This window comes from Mycobacterium sp. SMC-15, from assembly GCF_045310925.1.
Taxonomy (GTDB): Bacteria; Actinomycetota; Actinomycetes; order Mycobacteriales; family Mycobacteriaceae; genus Mycobacterium.
On sequence record NZ_JBJIAJ010000005.1, the window covers coordinates 111,628 to 130,048 of the forward strand.

The window sequence follows — 18,421 nt, forward strand, 5'->3', positions numbered from 1 at the left end:
CCCAAGACCCCAGGGCCACTTAGGAGCACATATGGCAATCGTCGCGTTTCTCGGTCTGGGCCACATGGGTGGGCCGATGTCGGCGAACCTGGCCGCGGCCGGGCACACCGTGCGCGGCTTCGACCCGGCGCCGGCCGCCACCGCGGCCGCCGAGCAACACGGCGTGAGCATCCACGCCAGCGCCGCGGAGACGGTGGCCGGCGCCGACACGGTGGTGACCATGCTTCCGCACGGGGACGCGGTGAAGGGCTGCTACGCCGAGATCCTGCCCGCGGCCTCCCCCGACACCCTGTTCATCGACAGCTCGACCATCTCGGTGGCCGACGCCCGCGAGGTCCACGCCCTGGCCGGCTCGCACGGGTTCGCCCAGCTCGATGCGCCGGTCTCCGGCGGCGTGACCGGAGCGGTCGCCGGGCGACTGGCGTTCATGGTCGGTGGCGAACACGCCGCAGTGGCGCGAGCCACCCCGGTGCTGGAACCGATGGCCGCCAAGATCATCCACTGCGGTGCGGCGGGCGCCGGCCAGGCCGCCAAGGTCTGCAACAACATGGTGCTGGCCGTGCAGCAGGTGGCGGTCGCCGAGGCGTTCGTGCTGGCCGAAAAGCTGGGCCTGGCCGACCAGGCGCTGTTCGACGTGATGACCGGCGCCACCGGGAACTGCTGGGCGCTGCACACCAACTGCCCGGTCCCGGGGCCGGTGCCCACGTCACCGGCGAACCGGAATTTCGAGCCGGGTTTCGCCACTGCGCTGATGAACAAGGACCTGGGCCTGGCGATGGACGCGGTCGCCTCCACCGGGTCGGCCGCCCCGCTCGGCAGCCACGCCGCGGCGATCTACCGCGACTTCGCCGCCAAACACGGCGCGCAGGATTTCAGCGCGGTGATCAACCTGCTGCGCGAGAGCTGAGTGCCCCGCCGGCCTGATCGTTCACGATCGGGCCGCTCAAACTTGTCAGACCCTGCTGCCATGCTGATGCCATGTCCGCGACCGCGACCTCAGCCGGGGCCGAAGCGCGTCCCGGCGAACGTCTTGAGGTGCTCTTCGAGGAGCTGTCGGAGTTGACCGGCCAGCGCAACGCGATCGACGGCCGCATCGTGGACATCATCGCCGAAATCGACCACGACGAACTGTGGGGCGCTACCGGGGCACGCTCGGTCGCCGCGCTGGTGGCCTGGAAGACCGGGACGTCGCCGGGCAACGCGCACACCATCGCGACCGTGGCACACCGACTCGAAGCGTTTCCCCGCTGCACCCAGGGGATGCGGGAGGGCCGCTTCTCGCTAGACCAGGTCGGCGTCATCGCCCAACGAGCCGCCGACGGATCCGATGAGCACTACGCCCAGCTCGCCGGTGTAGCCACCGTCAGCCAGCTACGCACCGCCGTCAAACTGGAGCCACGCCCCGACCCCGCTCCACGGTCCGACCTGCAACCGGCAATCACCAAGACTTCCAACGCCGAGCTCGACATCTGGCGCATCGCCTTGCCGCACACCGAATCAGCGATGCTCGACGCTGCACTGCAGTCACATCTTGATGCCCTGGTCGCCGAGTGGAGCCGCGACCGCGACAGCAGCAGCGCAAAGCCCGACAACGATCCCCCGATGCCGACCCAGATCGATGCGTTCCTAGCGCTGGTCGAGACCGGCTGGGACACCGAAGTACAACGACGACCGCACGGTCAACGCACCACCGTGGTGGTGCATCTCGATGTCGAACAGCACATCGGCAACCTGCACCTGGGCCCGCTACTGCCCGATTCCGAGCGGCAATACCTGACCTGTGACGCCACCTGCGAAGTGTGGTTCCAGCGCGCCGGCGAAGTGATCGGGTGCGGTCGATCGACCCGCACAATCAGCCGTCGACTGCGCCGCGCCCTCGAACACCGCCACGCCACCTGCGCCGTGCCCGGGTGTAGCGCCACCCGCGGCCTGCACGCCCACCACATCCGACATTGGGAAGACGGCGGCCCCACCGAACTGAACAACCTGGTCCTGGTCTGCCCCTACCACCACCGGCTGCATCACCGAGGCATCATCACCATCGCCGGGCCGGCCGGTCATCTCCTCGTCGCCGACACAGACGGCCGACAACTGCACCCCGGATCCCTGGCCCGCCCACCGCGCAACCCGCCACCGGTAGTCGCACCCTGCCCCGGGCCGACCGGCGAACGAGCCGACTGGTGGTGGTACCAACCCTTCCAACCCCAAGCACCGCCGAGCACCAACTGATTGGCCGTATCAATCTGCAGCCCAGGCCCGATTGCAGGGCATGTGCGGGGGAGCTGCTGTCGCGGTCGGTGTCACCGCAAGCCCGCTGAGCGGAATCAGTCGCCCCACGACTGACGCGGCGGATCATAGTCAAGTTCCCACGATCGCCAAGTGGGCCGCCAGTACAGGTCGGCCTCGGCTTCTCGTTGTCGGCGCTGCGCGAGCTGTTCGTCGATCTGGCGTTGTCGTTCAAACGCTTTCAGTTCGGCCTCCCGAACGGCTTCCAAAAGCCGCGCGCGGGCCTCGGCTGGGCTAATGATCGGGATGCCGAGTGCGCGGGCGGTGATATGCCGCGAGTCTGTGGCCTCCGGGGTTGAGGTGGCCAGCCACCGGACGGTCTTGGTGATGTTGACAGCGAGTTTGGCGCCGTACGATTCGGCCTCTTTACGCAGCTCGATGATTTCGCTGTGATCACCGAGGATCGCGATGCGCAGACCCCGAAGGTAACGGGCCTCGGCAGACGGTGGGGGCTCGGCGCTGGCTTCGATGACGTGACGAAGTTCCTCGGCCAGGACGGTCAAACCGAGGGCGTCGGCGAGCAGATACATCTCCTTGCGGTGGGTGGCGGACAAAGTGGCCCAGTCGGAGCGATGCTCGGGAAACGCTGCTTCCCAGGCCTTCTGGTGAAGCTGTCGAAGCTGGGTACCGGTTAGTCGGGTCAGGCGGGCCTGGTCGATGAGCGCAGCTGCTTCCTCGTAAGTCAACCGGCCGTCTTCCACGGCATCGGCGAGAACAGCCTGATACTGCGAGATCGCCAGTGGGTCACCGACTCGTATCACCGGTGACTGCGGGAATGCATCCAGAAGCTCCGCCACCGAGGCGCGGGAAAGCCCGACGGGTCGACAGCTGATGGCGCACTGCCGCATGGGCACCGGTATTGCGGCGGGCGGCGCCTGCGTCAAGTAGAGCCGGTGAGGTGACGTACGCAGCAACCAGAGCAGCACCTCACGGACGGCGCGCGCATCGCCGAGCGCTGTATGCCGCTGATCGTTCCAGCCTCCGGTGGCTGTTTTGTACATCGACGTCAGGCTGAATGCCCGCCCTTCGAGTTGTCGCCGGGAGGTCTGCAACGTGCACAGGCCGAGCACCGGCGGCAGAGTCAGCCGGGTGTGAGCCGCGGCGGCAGCAAGGAATCCACCCTCGAAGTCCAAATTGTGGGCGACGAGGGCAGTTCCCGCCATGAACGCGAACGCCTCCGGCAGCACTTGGTCCAGGCGCGGCGCCCCGGTGAGATCGTCGTCGAGAATGCCGTGGACCTCCCGGGCGCCAAGACTTGAACCAGGGCTGTCGACTAACGTGGCGAACTCGTCGAGGACCGTGCCGTCCGCGGTGAACTTGACCAAGCCGATCTCCACGATCTGATCGGCGCTGGGGTCCAAGCCGGTGGTCTCGATGTCGATCGCCGTGAATGTAACGCCGTCGACGGTGTGCTTTGTAGGCGTGCGGGTGAGCAGAGCGCAGGGAATATCCGATGCCGTTGCGGTGGGTGCGGGGTTTGGACCGCCGGTGCCGACGGAGTCGGATCGTGACGCAGGTGGCGCCGGGTCGGGGGCGGAAGCAGGATTGCGCGGTTTGGTCACGGTATTGAGCTGCGGAATTTGCTGGGCTATCGGCTCGATGGCGGTACGGATTTGCGGGCCGCGACTCGCCGACAGTGCCTTCGCCACCGCGTCGGTAGAACCATCGCGGGACACTTGAAGTTGCCATTGCAGCCCTTGCGGGGAGGTGATGTCGAGGGTGCTGTAGCGCATCACCGGTAGCTGGCGGTTGTCCTTGTAGCGCCGGTCAGGTCCGCCCTTGACGTTCACGTACTGCCACGTGTAATCCACCTGGACGGCGTCGCCGGGCGGAGCAGCGTCCTCAATGAATCGGGTGCGGCCAGCAGACGCGTGCAGATGCGCGTAGCCGACGTCGCTGAAGTGCTTGCCCTCCTGTATCAGGGCGCGGTCGGGCAGGAAGTACAGGGCAGCTTTGCCTGCCCGGATTGACGGGACGGCGATGTTGGTGGCCAATTCCTTGGGGCCCGCCGTCGTCGCCGAGCCCGTCACCCGCGACAGCAGCCTTCCGGCACCGGAGTTCGTCTTGAACTGATAGGTGGTAGTCACCGCACCCGATTGCAGCACCCGCCAGACCCGCTGCGAGTCTGTCAGCCAATCCCATTGCGTCACCAGGGAGTCGAACCAGGACGCTTGCTCGTCGTGGACGTCGTAGAACAGCACCACCGTCTTGTGCGCGCGGTCGTTGAGCACCAGCCATGCGCACCCGGGAGCCGCCAATACCCAGACGATCAGTCCGAACGGCAGCGTCGACAAGCCGAGCAAAAACACCGCGCCGATCGCCCACCAGCCCCATGCCACCCGGCTCGACGCGCCGTTGAGTTGCTCAACCACGTCGTCACTACTGGTCGGCTCCAACTCGAAGGCCGTGCTGCCGGTGACGTCCTCCATGACCACGCCGCTGGGCCGAAAAGGCTGACCAGAAACGCCCTGCGTCGGTTTGGTGGGTGGCGGGGCATGTAGCTGCGACCTAGGGCCGAGCGTTGCCCGGTAGTACACGCCGCCACGGCCCATGTGCACGTAATGTCCGCGCGGGCCGGTGCCGACACGGAACCCCGGAATACCGGCACTGACACCGATGCCGGATTTGCTCAGATTGAACCGAAACGGGCCCGCCTTGATGCTTTTGCGCAGATAGAAGCTCACTTCGATGCCTCGTCTTTCGTCCCTGTCGACGGCATCGTGCCACACATCATGTTTGCGGGGGCCAGAACAGCCGGCCATCATTGGGTAGCTCTGGCGGCAGGAACAGGCGGGCGCCATCGGTGGCGAGCGACGACAGAATCGGCGGCCTCAGTTCTACATCTTGACCGCTCCTCATTTTGCTACGGCGCGGTGGGCGCACGGGTACCGTCACGCCACGCGACTCGGTATTGGCGGCGGCGCCTTCGGTATGAGGGGCGGCATCTCGACGCGAGGGGTCGGGGCCGGCCCCTTCATAGCAACATTGAAACGCTTGCGACTTCTCCGGTTTTTGGCGGCCAGGAACTCCAGATTCGCATTCTGCCCATTGCCGTCCGGGTTCTGGCGCTGATCTGCGGCCTGCCGGCTACTTCGCGATTGCCATCACCGCGCCGGGCCGTAGCCAGCCGATGATCTTCACCAGTGTGGCGTCATCGATCGCCACGCAGCCCGCCGTCGGCCCGCCGTCGGTGGTGTGAAAGAAGTAGGCAGAGCTGGCACCGGGTATGCGGGCTTTGTTGACGCCGATGACCACCGCGTGCCGGTACTGCGGGATGTTGAGGTTCTCGCTGACCGCCGTGTCGAACGGGCACTGAGCCTTTTTGCAGACCTGCATGGTGTTGTAGGTCGGGCTGCCCGAGTCGCTGTCCCACCAGTGGTCGGACCCGACTTGCACGTACGGCAGGCCACCGCCGGGATTTCCCGCGGTGCCGAACGCCGAATCCAGGGTGTAAATGCCCATCGGGGTCGACGGCTCGCCTTCCTTGGTCTCTCGCGTGATGCCCGCCGAGCCGACATGCGCCGGGATCCCGGCCGCGACCGGTTCCCAGCCTGCGGGCGTCCGTTGGTAGACGTCGATCTTTGCGGTCGAATGACCCACTCCGACAACCGAAACGACTTGGGTGGCGTTGCCGACCGCATTTCCGAACCACGGTTCGACGACCGCCGCGGCCAGCGGCGCGGTCACCGATGTCACTCCCATCGCACACAGCGCTACGCACCAAAGAACCACCAGTCGACGCACCACATCATGGTCAGCGACCGGAGGCGTCAGCGTCAAACAATGACTGCGGCGCGGCGGCAACCGGCGCCGAGATCAACCCGCTTCGCGGGAGCTGAATCGGGCGACCACCCGCTGCGACTGCAACTCCCGGCATCCGTTGGCCAGCAACCCGTCATAACGACTGGAACCCGCGTAGATCGCCGGAAGGCCGATCGCGGCTGCGGTACGGGCCCCGGACTCGTATCCGGCGATCACCAGCGCCTCTCCGGCCACAATGCCCAGCTCCCACAGCGCCAGCCGGTAGAGCTCGGCATCACCGGCCGGACCGGTCAGGTCGTCCGCGCTGACCACGGTCTCGGCCATGCCGTCGCCGATCAGTTCGCGCACCCGCTCCTGCACCCAGGCACGCGGGCCGGCGCCGACCACTGCGATCCACAGACCGGTGGCGAACAGGCTCAACACCAGGTCCACCAGGCCCGACCGGGGTTCACCGTCAGCGTCGGCGAGCGCGTCGAGATCAAAGATCACCGCTTGTAGGGGGTAAACCTCGGCATCCGGGTGCATCTGGTCCCACCAGAACGGGCGGCCCGGACCGGTCCATGTCGCGAGTTCAGTTGTGATCTGCATAACAGACACCGTGCCGGAAACGAGCGCGAGTGTCCTCCCCCATTGGGGGGATCTGGGCGGGGAAATCGCCCAATGGAACCGTTCCGGGGGCGGCCGCGGGAGGCTTTATTGTCTTGCTATGCCCGTGCGCCTGGTCCTCGTCGACGACCACGAAATGGTGATCGAGGGCCTGCGGGCCATGCTCACCGCGTTCACCGACCGGATCGAAGTGGTCGGGCAGGCGATCAACGCCGAGCAGGCCATCGCCGTGATCGGCGAAACCGACCCGGACGTCGTGCTGTGCGACGTGCGGATGCGCGGTGAGAGCGGCCTGGACCTGTGCCTGGCGCTGCGGGAACGCGACCCGGAACGCAAGGTCGTGATGCTCTCGGTCTACGACGACGAGCAGTACCTGTTCGAGGCGCTGCGCGTCGGCGCGAGCGGCTACCTGCTCAAGAGCATCAGCAGCGATGATCTGGTGCACCAGATCGAGTTGGCGCACCGCGGTGAGACGGTGATCGACCCGGGTCTGGCGGCACGGGCGGCCGGCACCGCCGCCCGCCTGCAGCGCGATGAGTTCTGGCCCGGCGCCCGCCAGGGGCTCACCCAGCGGGAAAGTGAGATCCTGGCCTACATGGTCAGCGGGCTGTCCAACCGCGGGATCGCCACCAAGCTGGTGATCGGCGACGAGACGGTCAAATCCCATCTCCGCTCGATCTACCGCAAGCTCGGGGTCTCCGACCGGACCGGTGCGGTGGCCACCGCACTGCGCGAAGGCATCTACCGGTGAGTTCCGCAGGCGGCCCGCGCTCCCGCCCCCGCAAACCCAATGCGGTACGGGACTTCGTCGACGCCAACCATGAGCTGGCGCTGTTGCGGGAGCTCATCCAGGCCGCCTCCAGCGGGCCCGGGGTGGAACCGCTGGCCGCCGCGGCCGCCCGGATGATCACCGCAGCCACCGGCACCGACGTCTGCTTCGTGCACGTCCTCGACGACACCGAGCGCTCGCTGACCCTGACCGGCGCGACCCCGCCGTTCGACACCGAGGTGGGCAAGATCCGGCTGCCGCTGGGATCAGGGGTGTCGGGCTGGGTGGCGCGGCACCGAGAGCCGGTGGTGATCAGCGACAACAAGGAGTCCGACCCGCGCTACCTGCCGATCGAGTCGCTGCGCGGGCGTGACTTCACCTCGATGGTGTCGGTGCCGATGGAGACCGATCCGGGCGGGCTGGTGGGTGTGCTCAACGTGCACACCGTGACGCGCCGCAAGTTCACCCCCGGCGACGTCGAGCTGCTGCGGGTGATCGGCCGGCTCATTGCCGGCGCCATGCACCAGGCCCGGCTGCACCGGCAGCTGGTGGCGCGCGAACGTGCCCACGAGCTCTTCGTCGAGCAGGTGATCGAAGCCCAGGAGATCGAGCGGCGCCGGTTGGCCGGCGATATCCACGACGGCATCTCGCAGCGGCTGGTGACACTGTCCTACCGGTTGGATGCCGCTGCCCGCGCGGTGGGCAACGATCCGCACGAGGCGTCGGCGCAACTGGAGGCCGCTCGTGAACTCGCCGGACTGACCCTGCAGGAGACGCGCGTGGCGATCAGCGGGCTGCGGCCACCGGTGCTCGACGATCTGGGCCTGTCCGGTGGTCTGGCCAGCCTCGCCCAGTCCATCCCGCAACTCACGATTGAGCTGGACCTGGCCGAGACCCGGCTGCCCGAACACATCGAGCTGGCGTTGTACCGGATCGCGCAGGAGGGTCTGCAGAACGTGGTCAAACACGCGGCCGCGACGACGGTGCGGCTGGGGTTCGCGATCACCGCCGATCCCGATACCGCGCGGTTGGAGATCATCGACGACGGCGTGGGTTTCGACACCTTCGAGCACCCGGTGGGCGGCGACGAGATGGGCGGCTACGGGGTGCTGTCGATGTCCGAACGCGCCGAGCTGGTCGGTGGCCGGCTCAACATCCGGTCGCGGCCGGGGGCGGGCACCGCCGTCACCGCCACCATCCCCATCCCGTCCCCCGCAGCGCGGGCGTGAATCCCTAGAAGTCTCCGGCGTTACGCCGCAACGTCTCGATCGCCGACGACAGCGTCCGCGATTCCTGCACCGACATACCGACATCGGCGAACACCTCACGGTTGAGGCTGACCGTCGCGTCCGCGACTGTGGTGCGGCCCAAATCGGTGATGGACACCAGCGTGGTGCGGCCGTCGGTGGGGTGCGGCAGCCGCTCGACCAGGCCGGCCGCCTCCAACCGCCGGATCGCGTGCGTGACGCTGGTGACGTGGACCTGCAGCCGGTCGGACGCCTTGGTGATCGGCAGGGCGCCCGAACGGCTGAACGCCAGCAGCCGCAGCAGCTCGAATCGGGAGAAGCTCAAGTCGTAGGGCCGCAGGGTCGCTTCCACCCGGGCCAGCAGGATCTGGTGGGCGCGCATCACCGATGTCACCGCCACCATCCCATCGGCGACCTCACCCCAGCCGGCCCGCTCCCAGTTGGCGCGGGCCAGCGCGATCGGGTCGGCGTCGCCGGAGGAACTGGAAGCTGCCACGCCCTTTCTTACCGCACCGCGCGGCGCGCCCACGTCGGTGTGCGTCAATTGCCAAGTTCAGCGCGCCGGCGCGGCGGTCGCAGGCCGCGAAGGCACAGGCCGGAAGGTTCAGCGCGGTAGCGGAATTGAACCGTTGGGCGCTCGGCAACGTGACACCGGCATGACCCCCTCTTCGCCTTCGCTTGCCGCGGTAGCCGTTGAATTCCCACCAAACCGATACAGCCAAGAGGAAGCGGCCCAGGCCCTGGGCGATTTCGCCGGCCCAGAATTTCGGCGGTTCTTCGAGGCCAGCGGGGTTTCATCCCGCCACCTGGCGTTGCCGCTGCCGCGCTACGCCGAGCTGAGCGGTTTCACCGAGGCGAACGACACCTTCATCGAGGTCGCCTTGGATCTTGGGGAGCAGGCGCTGCTGGCAGCCCTGGACGCCGCCAAGGTCAAACCGGCCGACGTCGACGTGGTGGTGTCCACGACGGTGACCGGGCTTGCCGTACCGACACTGGAGGCCAGGCTGGCGGCCAGAGTCGGACTGCGGCCCGACGTCAAACGGGTGCCCCTGTTCGGCTTGGGCTGCGTCGCGGGCGCCGCCGGGGTGGCCCGGATGTACGACTATCTGCGCTCCTACCCCGACCACGTGGCGGCGTTGGTCGCGGTCGAACTGTGTTCGCTGACCATCCAGCGCGATGACCGTTCGATGGCCAATTTCGTGGCGGCCAGCCTCTTCGGTGACGGCGCGGCCGCGGTGATCGCCACGGGGGCGAACCGGCGCGCGGCGGGACCGAGGTTGCCGAGAATTCTGGCAACCCGCAGCCGGCTCTATCCCGACACCCAGGACGTCATGGGTTGGGATATCGGCACCAGTGGGTTCCGGATCAAGCTGTCCGTCGAGGTCGCCACCGTCGTCGAGAAGTATCTGGCCGAAGATGTCCGCAACTTCCTGGCCGACTGCGGACTGTCCGCCGATGACGTGTCGACCTATGTCTGCCATCCCGGCGGGCCCAAGGTCATCGAGGCGGTCCAGAACGTGCTGGACCTGCCTGCCGACGCGCTGGATCGAACCCGAACGTCGTTGCGCGAGAACGGGAATCTGTCATCGGCCTCAGTACTCGACGTACTGCGCGCCACCATGGCCGATCCGCCGCCGCCGGGCTCGTTCGGCCTGATGGTCGCGATGGGTCCGGGATTCTGCTCCGAGCTTGTGCTGCTCGGCTGGTAGCCGATGTACTACCTGTTGATCCTGGCCGTCGGGCTTGAACGGCTGGCAGAGCTGGCCGTGTCCACCTCGAACGCCGACTGGGCTTTCAGCCGGGGAGCCAAGGAATTCGGCCGCGGCCACTATCCCGCCATGGTCATCCTCCACTCCGGCTTTCTGATCGCCTGCGTGGCCGAGGTGTGGCTGTTGCACCGCCCGTTCATCGGGTGGCTGGGCTGGCCGATGCTGGCCTTGGCCGCGTTGAGCCAGGCGTTGCGCTGGTGGTGCGTGCGAACGTTGGGCCGACGCTGGAACACCCGGGTGATCGTGCTGGCCGATGTTCCGTTGGTGCAGCGGGGGCCGTATCGATGGCTGCGTCATCCCAACTATGTGGCGGTTTCCCTCGAGGGTTTGGCATTGCCGTTGATACACACGGCGTGGCTGACCGCCGTCACCTTCACGCTGGCCAATGCCGCACTGTTGTGGGTCCGGATCCGGTTGGAGAACACGGCTCTGGGCTACGCCTGAATCGCCCCCGCGCTCGTCAGGACGACCGCAGCGGCCGGCCGTCCACGGACCGCAGCCCTGCCCACAATGCGCACAGCGCGTCGTGCAGTTCGCCCTTGACCGTGTCGTCATCGATCCCGAGATCCACGGCGATCTGCGCAGTCGTCCAACCGAGGTAGTAGGACCGGTAGATCACCGCGCGATACCGGCCCGACAACCCGGCCAGCGCACCTTTGACCTGGTCCGCGCTCCCCGACGACGGCACCATCCCGATCCGCCTCCGACCCGGTGCAACTTCCCAGTACTTGTACGGCAACGATACAGATACACCTTAGATGTACCCGGCGAGACATTTCTATCTTTTTGTCGTCTACCCTGTGAGGCATGCCCGCCGTGCCGAATTTTCAGGCCGAGGTCCGGCAGATGCTGCACAACCGGATCCTCGATGCGGCCCATGCGCTGGTCTGCGAACAGGGCTGGCAAGCGGTGAACATGTCCCGCATCGCCGCCACCGTCGGCATCAGTCGACAGGTGCTCTACAAGGAGATCGGCGCGAAGCAGGCGCTGGGCGAGGCCCTGGTTCAGCGCGAGACGAGCCGTTTCATCGCCGGGGTCATCGCGGCCATCCAATCGCACCCCGACGACGTCGCCGCAGGTCTGGCGGCCGGCGCCGCCTTCACCCTGCGCGCCGCCACCGACGATCCCCTGGTCACCGCAACGCTGACCCGCGAGAACGACGCCGAAGCGGGCCTGACTCCGCTACTGACGGTGGGGCCGAGACCGATCCTGGCCGGTGCAATCGAGGCCATGGCAGCTGCGGTCCGGTCCTCCTACGACCTGTCGGACGCGATCGACCGGCAGCTCAACTCGATCGTCGAGGTGGACGTCCGGTTGACGCTGAGCCATCTGTTGCAGCCGATGGGCAGCATCGACGATGCCGTCCGCCAGATCCATACCACCTTGCGCGCACTGTTCGACGCCGCGACGCCCTAGGCGCCCGTCGGCGCATTCCCCGGCGCCGGAGTCCTCCTCACTGTGAACCGCGCAGCCTCGCCAACCGTGTCAAGGGTCAGAACCCGCGGATAGGGAGTGACGCCCTTGCACACCGATCTTCGTCTTCACGCGGATCAGTCGCGCCCGCGCGAGCTGACCATCGAACTGCGCGACGTCGTGCGCGAGTACCGGATCGGCGGCCAACGGGTGCGAGCACTCGACCGGATCAACCTGCACCTCACCGGCGGACAGTTCGTGTCGGTCGTCGGTCCGTCGGGCGCCGGGAAGAGCACGCTGCTGCACCTGCTCGGGGCACTGGACTCGCCCGACAGCGGTTCGATCATCTTCGACGGCGCCGAGATCGGCCGACTCGGGGACGAGCAGGCTTCGGCGTTTCGCCGGCACCGGGTGGGCTTCGTCTTTCAGTTCTTCAATCTGCTGCCGACCCTGTCGGCGTGGGAGAACGTGGCCGTGCCCAAGCTGCTCGACGGCAGCCGACTGGACCGGGTCAAGAACGACGCGATCGGCTTGCTGGAGCGGGTCGGGCTCGGTAACCGGATCGAGCACCGCCCGGCCGAGCTGTCCGGCGGGCAGTTGCAGCGCGTCGCGATCGCGCGGGCCCTGATGATGAATCCGTCCCTGATTCTCGCCGACGAACCAACCGGCAACCTCGATTCCGCCACGGGTGCTTCGATTTTGCGGTTGCTTGCCGAGGTGGCGCACGAGGGTGGCCGAGCCCGGCTGGTGGTGATGGTGACCCATGACCGCGATGCCGCGGCGGCCACCGACCGAGTGATCGGCCTGCAGGACGGCCGGGTCGGGTCCGACCGCGGCGATCGCCAGCGCGGCGAAGCCGGGCGCAGCGGGTCGCCGCCCAACGACTCCGGCGATCGCGGGCGCGGCGAGGCCGGGCACAACGGGTCGCCGCGCCACGAGCGGGCCGCGGTCCGGCGATGACGTCGGCAATAGCCGCCACTGCCAGCCGGCTTCGACTGTTCAGTCTGCGCGAACTGGCCGTGCACCGGCGGCGCACCGTCGCCTCGATCACTGTGATGGCCGTGTCGGCCATGTATTTGGTTGCGGTGCTGGGCATCTTCGGATCGATCACCGGCTCGGTGAACCGGCTCTCCGACGGGATCGCCGGGATCGCCGCACTCGAGGTGTCCGGTGTCACCGACGCCGGATTTCCCGACTCGCTGGCGGCCGACGTGGCCCGGGTTCCCGGCGTCGCCACCGCGGCACCGCTGATCCGGGCCGCTGCCCCCACAGCCACCGGGACGATGCTGTTGTTCGGCGCGGATGCGAGCAGCGTCGCCCTGGCCGGCGCGTTGGCCGACGCTCTGGCTCATCCGCCGCCGGGGCCATCGAGGACACCGGGCGGCGTGCAGGTCGGGCCGGGCGTCGGCCATAGCCGCGGCGACGGGTTCCGGCTGGGCACGACCTGGGTCACCGTGACCCAGGTACTGACCGGCAAACATCTCGCCGACCTCAACGGCGGCAACTACGTGCTGGCTCCGCTTGCCTTGGCGCAGCACATCACTGGGCGGCTCGGCCAGCTCGATTCGATTCTGATCACCACCAAGCCGGGAACGGACCCGGCCGCGGTGCGCACCGCGGTGACCTCCGCCGTCAACGGGCGAGCCATCGTCGCCGAGCCACGGATGCGGGCGACCCGCGCCGGCGACGGCGTCCGGCTGATGAACTACATGGCGCTGATGGGCGCGGCGGTTGCGTTGGTGGTCGGAGCGTTCCTGGTCTACACCACGATGACCATGGCGATCGCCCAGCGCCGTCCGGCCATCTCGACACTGCGAGCGATCGGGGGCCGACGCTCCACCATCGTGGCCGACTTGATCGGTGAAGCCGCCGCCCTGGGCGTGCTGGGCGGTGCCGCCGGATCGGTGTTGGGAATCCTCCTGGGACGTTTGGCGATCCGGAGGTTACCGCCGGCCATCACGCAGGGACTCGAAGCCCGGGTCGAGTACTGGCTGCCCGGCTACGCCCTGCCGGTGGCGATAGCGGCGACAGTACTCAGCAGCGTGACCGCGGCGGCCATGGCCGCACGACAGGTCTACAAGGTGTCGCCGATCGAGGCATTGGCTCCCGTCGGCGCTTCCGCCGCCGACACCGTGCCCAGTCGGCTGCGGACGGTGAGCGGGATCGCGGCCGTCGCGGTGATCGCGGTGTCACTGCTGATCATCATCAGCCACCGCGGCACCACCTCCCTGGCGGCGATGATCGCGGTGTTCTGCGCCGAGATCACCCTCGGTTTCGCATTGACCGCATCCCTGGTCGCCGCCGCTGCCACAGCCGCCCGCCTCTTCGGAACGGTCGGCGCGGTCGGGGCGGCAACGATCGAGCGCGCACCGCGGCGGGTGTGGGCGACCGTGATGACCGTACTGATCGCCGTGGTGACCACCGTGGTGATCACCGGGACCGACAACGACATGATCTCCTCGGCGCGCGCCATCTTCGCCCCCGTCGCGGGAGTCGACGTGTGGGTCAGCGCGAACGCTCCGGACAGCTTCCCCACCGACGCGCTGCCGCAGGGCCTGGAGGATCGGGTGGCCGCGCTGCCGGGGGTAGCCCGGGTCTGCCCGGGCGCCTACGGGTTTGCGGTGATCGGCGGCACCCGGGTGATGCTCGATGGATTCTCCCCCGGATCGGCCGATCCGCTGTTTAGCGCGCTCGGCGACCAGACGCGCCGCGACGTGCTCGACGGCCGGGGGGTGGTGCTGTCACAGAACCTGGGCACAACCCTGGGTGTGCGGGTCGGCGACGAACTGCACCTGCAGACACCCCGCGGTCCCCGGCAGGCCGCAGTGCTGGCGCTGGTTCCCTACTTCTCGACGGTCATCGGGACCGTCGGGATCGGGCTCGACCAACTGCGCACCTGGTTCGATCGCCCGGCGGTGACCACGCTGCAGGTGATCGCCGGCGACGATGTGGACCCGGCGCGGCTGCTCACCGACATCCGCCGAGTGGTCCCCGAGCCGAACTACGTCTACGACGGACGCGCCGCCCTGGCGGGCCTGGAGGCGCCACTGCATCAGAGCATGGTGATCGCCAACGCGGTGTGGCTGATCGTGGTGTTCGTGGCCGCGGTGGCGTTGTTCACCACGTTGACGCTCTCGGTGCTCGAACGGCGCCGCGAGATCGGCGTGCTGCGGGCGATCGGCGCCAACCGCCGCTTCACCGTGCAGATGGTGCTGGCCGAAGCGGTGGGTATCGGGGTGATCGGCGGCCTGATCGGGCTGGCGATCGGCCTGACAGATCAGTGGCTCTACAGCCTGGTCAGTGCTGAGATCATGAATTTCACCGTCACGTTCCGGCCGAGCGCGGTGGCACCGGCCTATGCCCTGGGGGCGGTGGCGATCAGCCTGCTCGGCTCGGTGCCGCCCGCACGACGAGCCGCCCGACTCAACATCATCGACGCGGTCGCCTCCGAATAGTGTTCTGGCTCAGACGAGGCCGAGCTCGATGAGGTCAATGAACAGCGCGGCGAAGGGATCGGTGAACGGCAGGGAGAACGTGAAATCCAGGTCCGGATTGTCCGGAACGATGAACGTGTTGACCGTCTCCCCGGCGACCCCGATGCTCGCGGCCCCGAACCCCAGATTGTCCTCCGGGTCGGTTCCGGACGTAAGGATGTTGGTGAACAGCGAGGTTTGCAGGACGACCGCAACGTAGTTGTCGTCCGATGGGTCGCCAGCCGAGGTGAGGGTGAACAACCCGAAATCGGTGGTGTTACTGATGAAGTCCGGATCATCGGCCGACCCGAACAGCACAGCGCTCAGGTCGCCGGGATCACCGATGAACCAAGGGTCGGGACTCGCGCCACGAGAACCCCCGTCGGCATAGGCCGGGGCACTGAACGCCAACGGGACCAGCCCGGTGGCCACGGCCGCGCCGACGGCTATCACTGCCCGGCGCCGATTCGCAACGGTATTACTCATGGTGGGACTCCAATCTCTCGACATTACCTAGGCCCACGCTGTTGCCACCCGGTTCACGACGCAGCACAGTGGCGAACCCCTGCAGCTGCGGTGTGCACGGCGGCGGTACCGGTGTACGTCGAATGCTCGACAGAGCGGTGGTGTCGAATCCTGCTGCGGCGATGGCGTCGATGGTCCGGCGGTTCGGGCGGCAGCCGGATGCCAGCCACGCCCACGGCTTCGCGATCAGGTCCTGGAATCGACCCATCGCGCCATCGCCGCGGACATGCTCGAGCACCACCAGCCGGCCCCCCGGGGCCAGCACCCGGCGAATCTCACCGAGAGTGGCATCGACGTCGTCGACCGAGCACAGCACGAGCCCAACATGTACCGAATCGAAACTGTTGTCCGGGAAGGGAATCGACTCCCCGACCCCATCGACGATATCCACCGTGATGCCGTGGCGGCGGGCGATCGCGGCGGCCATCCGACGCATCGCGGGCTCCGGCTCAATGGCCGCGACCGACGTGACCGCCGCCGGCAGAAACACCAGGTCCGCTCCGGGACCAAGGCCGATCATCAGCAACCGGCCCATCGCGTAGCTCATGGCCGTCCGTCGGTACCTGCGATAGAACAGCCGGTCGAAGAACGGCATGCCGAGTCGATACACGTACGGGAACAGCGGATTACGGCGCGCCATCGGTTCCCCACAGCTCGCCCTGATCCAGCCGGAAAAGCGGATACACGTCACTCATCAAAGAGACGTAGACGGCCACCCGGTAACGCCACCGAACGATGCCCAACAGCAGGTCCGACATGCCGGTCGGGATCGTCCCGGTGATCAACAGCGCCACCGCCGTGATCAGGCACAGCAACTGCAGCGCAGGCTCCAGTGCCCAGCACATCAGGATCTGCGGCAACCCCAACAGCCACCATTTGATCAGCACCGCCCGGCGGTCGAGCCGTTCGGGATAGTCGACCTGCAGATCGGCCGGATAGTCGGGTCGAGACGCCAGCGTGAACGGTGGGAATCTGTCGGTGCTGTTCATCGGGAACCGGTAATTCATGACGCGCCATGACCAGCGCAGCACGCCCACATTGAAGTCGAAGATCGGTCGCGGGTATCGCCCGGTGATCACAATCGCCACTCCGGCAACGAGAGTCATCGGAATGTAGGCCAGATACAGGGCGATCAGGATCGGGTAGTGCGGGGTGGCCAGCACGCACCATTTGATCAGCCAGAGCCAGCGCGAGGGACTGTCGTATTCACCGCGCACCCGTACCGGACCGGCCGGTGCCGGCGCGACGGGGCGGGCGGCCACGTCTTCACGCGCGGGAAGTGACATCGGCCCACTCTCCTCAATGACTGCGATCTGTTGTCCGGCCGGCGATGTGGCTGATATCGGCTGGGCCGAGTCCGCGGCTGATCTCGGCCGACATCCGGCGATGACTGACCGAGCGCAGGAACATGGTCATCCCCCAGGTGTGCAATCGGTCCGGGATGAACGCCGCCGGCCGCAGCACCAGCTCGCTGTGGGACAGCTGCAGCGCCGTCACCCGGGACACCGCGGCCACTTTGCGGCGTCGGGTGTTCTCGTACCAGCGCAGCGCGCGCGCCAGATCGCCGTGCGAGGGTTCCGGCCGGAGATCCGCCAGCGCCTTGCACAGCACCATGGTGTCGAGCAGCGCCTGGTTGGTCCCCTGCGCCATGGTGGGCGGCATGGTGTGCGACGCGTCGCCGATCAGGGTGAGCGCGCCCCGGCCTGCCCCGGGAACCGGATGGCGATAATGCGGGTAGGGCGAGCCCGTCAGGTCGTCGTCGGTCAGGGCACTGAGCACCCGATCGACGGGTTCGGACCAGCCGGCGAACTGTTGCCGGATCATGTCGATCGGGGATGCCGGGCGAACGAAGTCCGGTGACCACGGCAGGTCAAACCACCACTGCAGCTCGGATCCGCCGGCCGGCCACAGGCCGAGGTTTCCGCGCTTGCCGACAATCATCAGGGCCACCCGCTTGTCCGCCACAACATCGGGGAGGTCGAGCAGGCCCTGCCAGCTGCTCCAGCCGGTCGGCTGGGCCGGTGGCGCGTCGGTGAGGTCCCGCACCATCGAATGCAGCCCGTCGGCACCGATCAACAGGTCGCCACTGATCGAGCTGCCGTCGTCGAAGTCGACTCGCGATTCGCCCTCGGTAGCGCTCACGCCCACCACGCGGGCATTGCACCGGATGCGTTCGGCCGGAAAGTCCTCCAGCAGGCGTTCCAGCAGAACCCGGCGCGGAACCATCCGAACCGGTGCGCCCAGCCCGCGCGCCATCGCGGTCATGTCGAGCGTGGCGAGCGAGCGGCCCGTGGACGTCATCACCCGCACCGCCGACAACGGCTGCCCGGCTCCCACCATGTCCACGCCCAGCTGCCCCAACACCGTCGCGCCGTTGGACCAGATGGTCACGGCACCGCCGCCGGGTTGAAGGTGTGGCCGCTGCTCGAAAACGGTGACGTCGTGACCGTCACGCAGCAGCCCGCGAGCAAGCGAAATCCCCGCCACGCCCGCACCGACCACGAGGATGCGCAAGGCTGATGGCGCGTTCAAGGCTCGCACCTTCACCGTGGTGACACGGTTCAGCGGGGA

At 67.7% G+C, this 18,421-nt stretch carries 16 protein-coding genes and 2 pseudogenes; 9 read left to right on the top strand and 9 right to left on the bottom strand.

Annotation, left to right across the window (positions count from 1 at the left end):
* The first annotated feature begins 31 nt into the window (after nt 1-31).
* Together mmsB and ACJH71_RS09265 are read left to right on the top strand one after the other, a co-directional pair.
* Nucleotides 32-907, top strand: coding sequence for a 3-hydroxyisobutyrate dehydrogenase (gene mmsB, locus ACJH71_RS09260; RefSeq protein ID WP_406757726.1), 876 nt, complete (start codon nt 32-34; stop codon nt 905-907).
* 71 nt (nt 908-978) lie between these two features.
* Complete coding sequence (locus tag ACJH71_RS09265) at nt 979-2,229, top strand: HNH endonuclease signature motif containing protein (protein ID WP_406757727.1); 1,251 nt, start codon at nt 979-981, stop codon at nt 2,227-2,229.
* A gap of 95 nt (nt 2,230-2,324) precedes the next feature.
* Here ACJH71_RS09265 and ACJH71_RS09270 read toward each other — a convergent pair whose 3' ends face one another.
* From ACJH71_RS09270 to ACJH71_RS09280, 3 genes are all read right to left on the bottom strand, one after another.
* Nucleotides 2,325-5,051 carry a DUF4236 domain-containing protein gene (locus ACJH71_RS09270; RefSeq protein ID WP_406757728.1) on the bottom strand — a complete coding sequence of 909 codons (2,727 nt, stop codon included), beginning with the start codon at nt 5,049-5,051 and terminating at the stop codon, nt 2,325-2,327.
* Nucleotides 5,052-5,373: 322 nt separating this feature from the next.
* The gene (locus tag ACJH71_RS09275; protein ID WP_406757729.1) at nt 5,374-6,030 is read right to left on the bottom strand and encodes a L,D-transpeptidase; all 657 of its coding nucleotides are present in this window, start codon (nt 6,028-6,030) and stop codon (nt 5,374-5,376) included.
* A gap of 72 nt (nt 6,031-6,102) precedes the next feature.
* Complete coding sequence (locus tag ACJH71_RS09280; RefSeq protein ID WP_406757730.1) at nt 6,103-6,636, bottom strand: HAD family hydrolase; 534 nt, start codon at nt 6,634-6,636, stop codon at nt 6,103-6,105.
* A 118-nt stretch (nt 6,637-6,754) separates the two neighbouring features.
* Between ACJH71_RS09280 and ACJH71_RS09285 the strand changes: the two genes are divergently transcribed.
* The gene (locus ACJH71_RS09285; protein WP_406757731.1) at nt 6,755-7,405 is read left to right on the top strand and encodes a response regulator; all 651 of its coding nucleotides are present in this window, start codon (nt 6,755-6,757) and stop codon (nt 7,403-7,405) included.
* Complete coding sequence (locus ACJH71_RS09290) at nt 7,402-8,652, top strand: GAF domain-containing protein (protein ID WP_406757732.1); 1,251 nt, start codon at nt 7,402-7,404, stop codon at nt 8,650-8,652. Before ACJH71_RS09285 ends, ACJH71_RS09290 begins: the two co-directional genes overlap by 4 nt.
* A 4-nt stretch (nt 8,653-8,656) precedes the next feature.
* Here ACJH71_RS09290 and ACJH71_RS09295 read toward each other — a convergent pair whose 3' ends face one another.
* Complete coding sequence (locus ACJH71_RS09295; protein ID WP_406757733.1) at nt 8,657-9,166, bottom strand: MarR family winged helix-turn-helix transcriptional regulator; 510 nt, start codon at nt 9,164-9,166, stop codon at nt 8,657-8,659.
* A 160-nt stretch (nt 9,167-9,326) separates the two neighbouring features.
* Here ACJH71_RS09295 and ACJH71_RS09300 point away from each other — a divergent pair, with 160 nt between their 5' ends.
* Nucleotides 9,327-10,379: a type III polyketide synthase gene (locus tag ACJH71_RS09300; protein ID WP_406757734.1), complete on the top strand. Its 1,053-nt coding sequence runs from the start codon at nt 9,327-9,329 to the stop codon at nt 10,377-10,379.
* 3 nt (nt 10,380-10,382) lie between these two features.
* The gene (locus ACJH71_RS09305; RefSeq protein WP_406757735.1) at nt 10,383-10,883 is read left to right on the top strand and encodes an isoprenylcysteine carboxyl methyltransferase family protein; all 501 of its coding nucleotides are present in this window, start codon (nt 10,383-10,385) and stop codon (nt 10,881-10,883) included.
* Nucleotides 10,884-10,899: 16 nt separating this feature from the next.
* Here the strand turns inward: ACJH71_RS09305 and ACJH71_RS09310 are convergent.
* Nucleotides 10,900-11,100: pseudogene (locus ACJH71_RS09310) on the bottom strand (sigma factor-like helix-turn-helix DNA-binding protein); the annotation flags it as partial.
* A 146-nt stretch (nt 11,101-11,246) separates the two neighbouring features.
* On the opposite strand from ACJH71_RS09310, the gene ACJH71_RS09315 reads away from it, so the two are divergent.
* From ACJH71_RS09315 to ACJH71_RS09325, 3 genes and pseudogenes are all read left to right on the top strand, one after another.
* On the top strand, nt 11,247-11,855 hold the full coding sequence (locus ACJH71_RS09315; protein WP_406757736.1) for a TetR family transcriptional regulator: 609 nt from the start codon (nt 11,247-11,249) through the stop codon (nt 11,853-11,855).
* 153 nt (nt 11,856-12,008) lie between these two features.
* Nucleotides 12,009-12,683 (top strand): annotated as a pseudogene (locus ACJH71_RS09320) (ABC transporter ATP-binding protein); the annotation flags it as partial.
* Between the two features lie 125 nt (nt 12,684-12,808).
* Nucleotides 12,809-15,307: an FtsX-like permease family protein gene (locus ACJH71_RS09325; protein WP_406757737.1), complete on the top strand. Its 2,499-nt coding sequence runs from the start codon at nt 12,809-12,811 to the stop codon at nt 15,305-15,307.
* A 9-nt stretch (nt 15,308-15,316) separates the two neighbouring features.
* Here the strand turns inward: ACJH71_RS09325 and ACJH71_RS09330 are convergent, their stop codons facing one another.
* The 4 genes from ACJH71_RS09330 to ACJH71_RS09345 form a co-directional block, all read right to left on the bottom strand.
* Nucleotides 15,317-15,811, bottom strand: coding sequence for a hypothetical protein (locus ACJH71_RS09330; protein ID WP_406757738.1), 495 nt, complete (start codon nt 15,809-15,811; stop codon nt 15,317-15,319).
* Nucleotides 15,804-16,490, bottom strand: coding sequence for a class I SAM-dependent methyltransferase (locus tag ACJH71_RS09335; RefSeq protein WP_406757739.1), 687 nt, complete (start codon nt 16,488-16,490; stop codon nt 15,804-15,806). Before ACJH71_RS09335 ends, ACJH71_RS09330 begins: the two co-directional genes overlap by 8 nt.
* On the bottom strand, nt 16,477-17,067 hold the full coding sequence (locus tag ACJH71_RS09340) for a DUF4389 domain-containing protein (protein ID WP_406757924.1): 591 nt from the start codon (nt 17,065-17,067) through the stop codon (nt 16,477-16,479). Before ACJH71_RS09340 ends, ACJH71_RS09335 begins: the two co-directional genes overlap by 14 nt.
* Before the next feature lie 82 nt (nt 17,068-17,149).
* Nucleotides 17,150-18,382, bottom strand: coding sequence for an FAD-dependent oxidoreductase (locus ACJH71_RS09345; protein WP_406757740.1), 1,233 nt, complete (start codon nt 18,380-18,382; stop codon nt 17,150-17,152).
* Between the last annotated feature and the right edge of the window lie 39 nt (nt 18,383-18,421).

What these genes read in the sequence shown, in the direction of transcription:
- mmsB (WP_406757726.1), top strand. Translation starts at nt 32, where the DNA reads ATGGCAATCGTCGCGTTTCTCGGTCTGGGCCACATGGGTGGGCCGATG.
- ACJH71_RS09265 (WP_406757727.1), top strand. Translation starts at nt 979, where the DNA reads ATGTCCGCGACCGCGACCTCAGCCGGGGCCGAAGCGCGTCCCGGCGAA.
- ACJH71_RS09270 (WP_406757728.1), bottom strand. Translation starts at nt 5,051, where the DNA reads ATGATGGCCGGCTGTTCTGGCCCCCGCAAACATGATGTGTGGCACGAT.
- ACJH71_RS09280 (WP_406757730.1), bottom strand. Translation starts at nt 6,636, where the DNA reads ATGCAGATCACAACTGAACTCGCGACATGGACCGGTCCGGGCCGCCCG.
- ACJH71_RS09285 (WP_406757731.1), top strand. Translation starts at nt 6,755, where the DNA reads ATGCCCGTGCGCCTGGTCCTCGTCGACGACCACGAAATGGTGATCGAG.
- ACJH71_RS09300 (WP_406757734.1), top strand. Translation starts at nt 9,327, where the DNA reads ATGACCCCCTCTTCGCCTTCGCTTGCCGCGGTAGCCGTTGAATTCCCA.
- ACJH71_RS09305 (WP_406757735.1), top strand. Translation starts at nt 10,383, where the DNA reads ATGTACTACCTGTTGATCCTGGCCGTCGGGCTTGAACGGCTGGCAGAG.
- ACJH71_RS09315 (WP_406757736.1), top strand. Translation starts at nt 11,247, where the DNA reads ATGCCCGCCGTGCCGAATTTTCAGGCCGAGGTCCGGCAGATGCTGCAC.
- ACJH71_RS09325 (WP_406757737.1), top strand. Translation starts at nt 12,809, where the DNA reads ATGACGTCGGCAATAGCCGCCACTGCCAGCCGGCTTCGACTGTTCAGT.
- ACJH71_RS09330 (WP_406757738.1), bottom strand. Translation starts at nt 15,811, where the DNA reads ATGAGTAATACCGTTGCGAATCGGCGCCGGGCAGTGATAGCCGTCGGC.
- ACJH71_RS09335 (WP_406757739.1), bottom strand. Translation starts at nt 16,490, where the DNA reads ATGGCGCGCCGTAATCCGCTGTTCCCGTACGTGTATCGACTCGGCATG.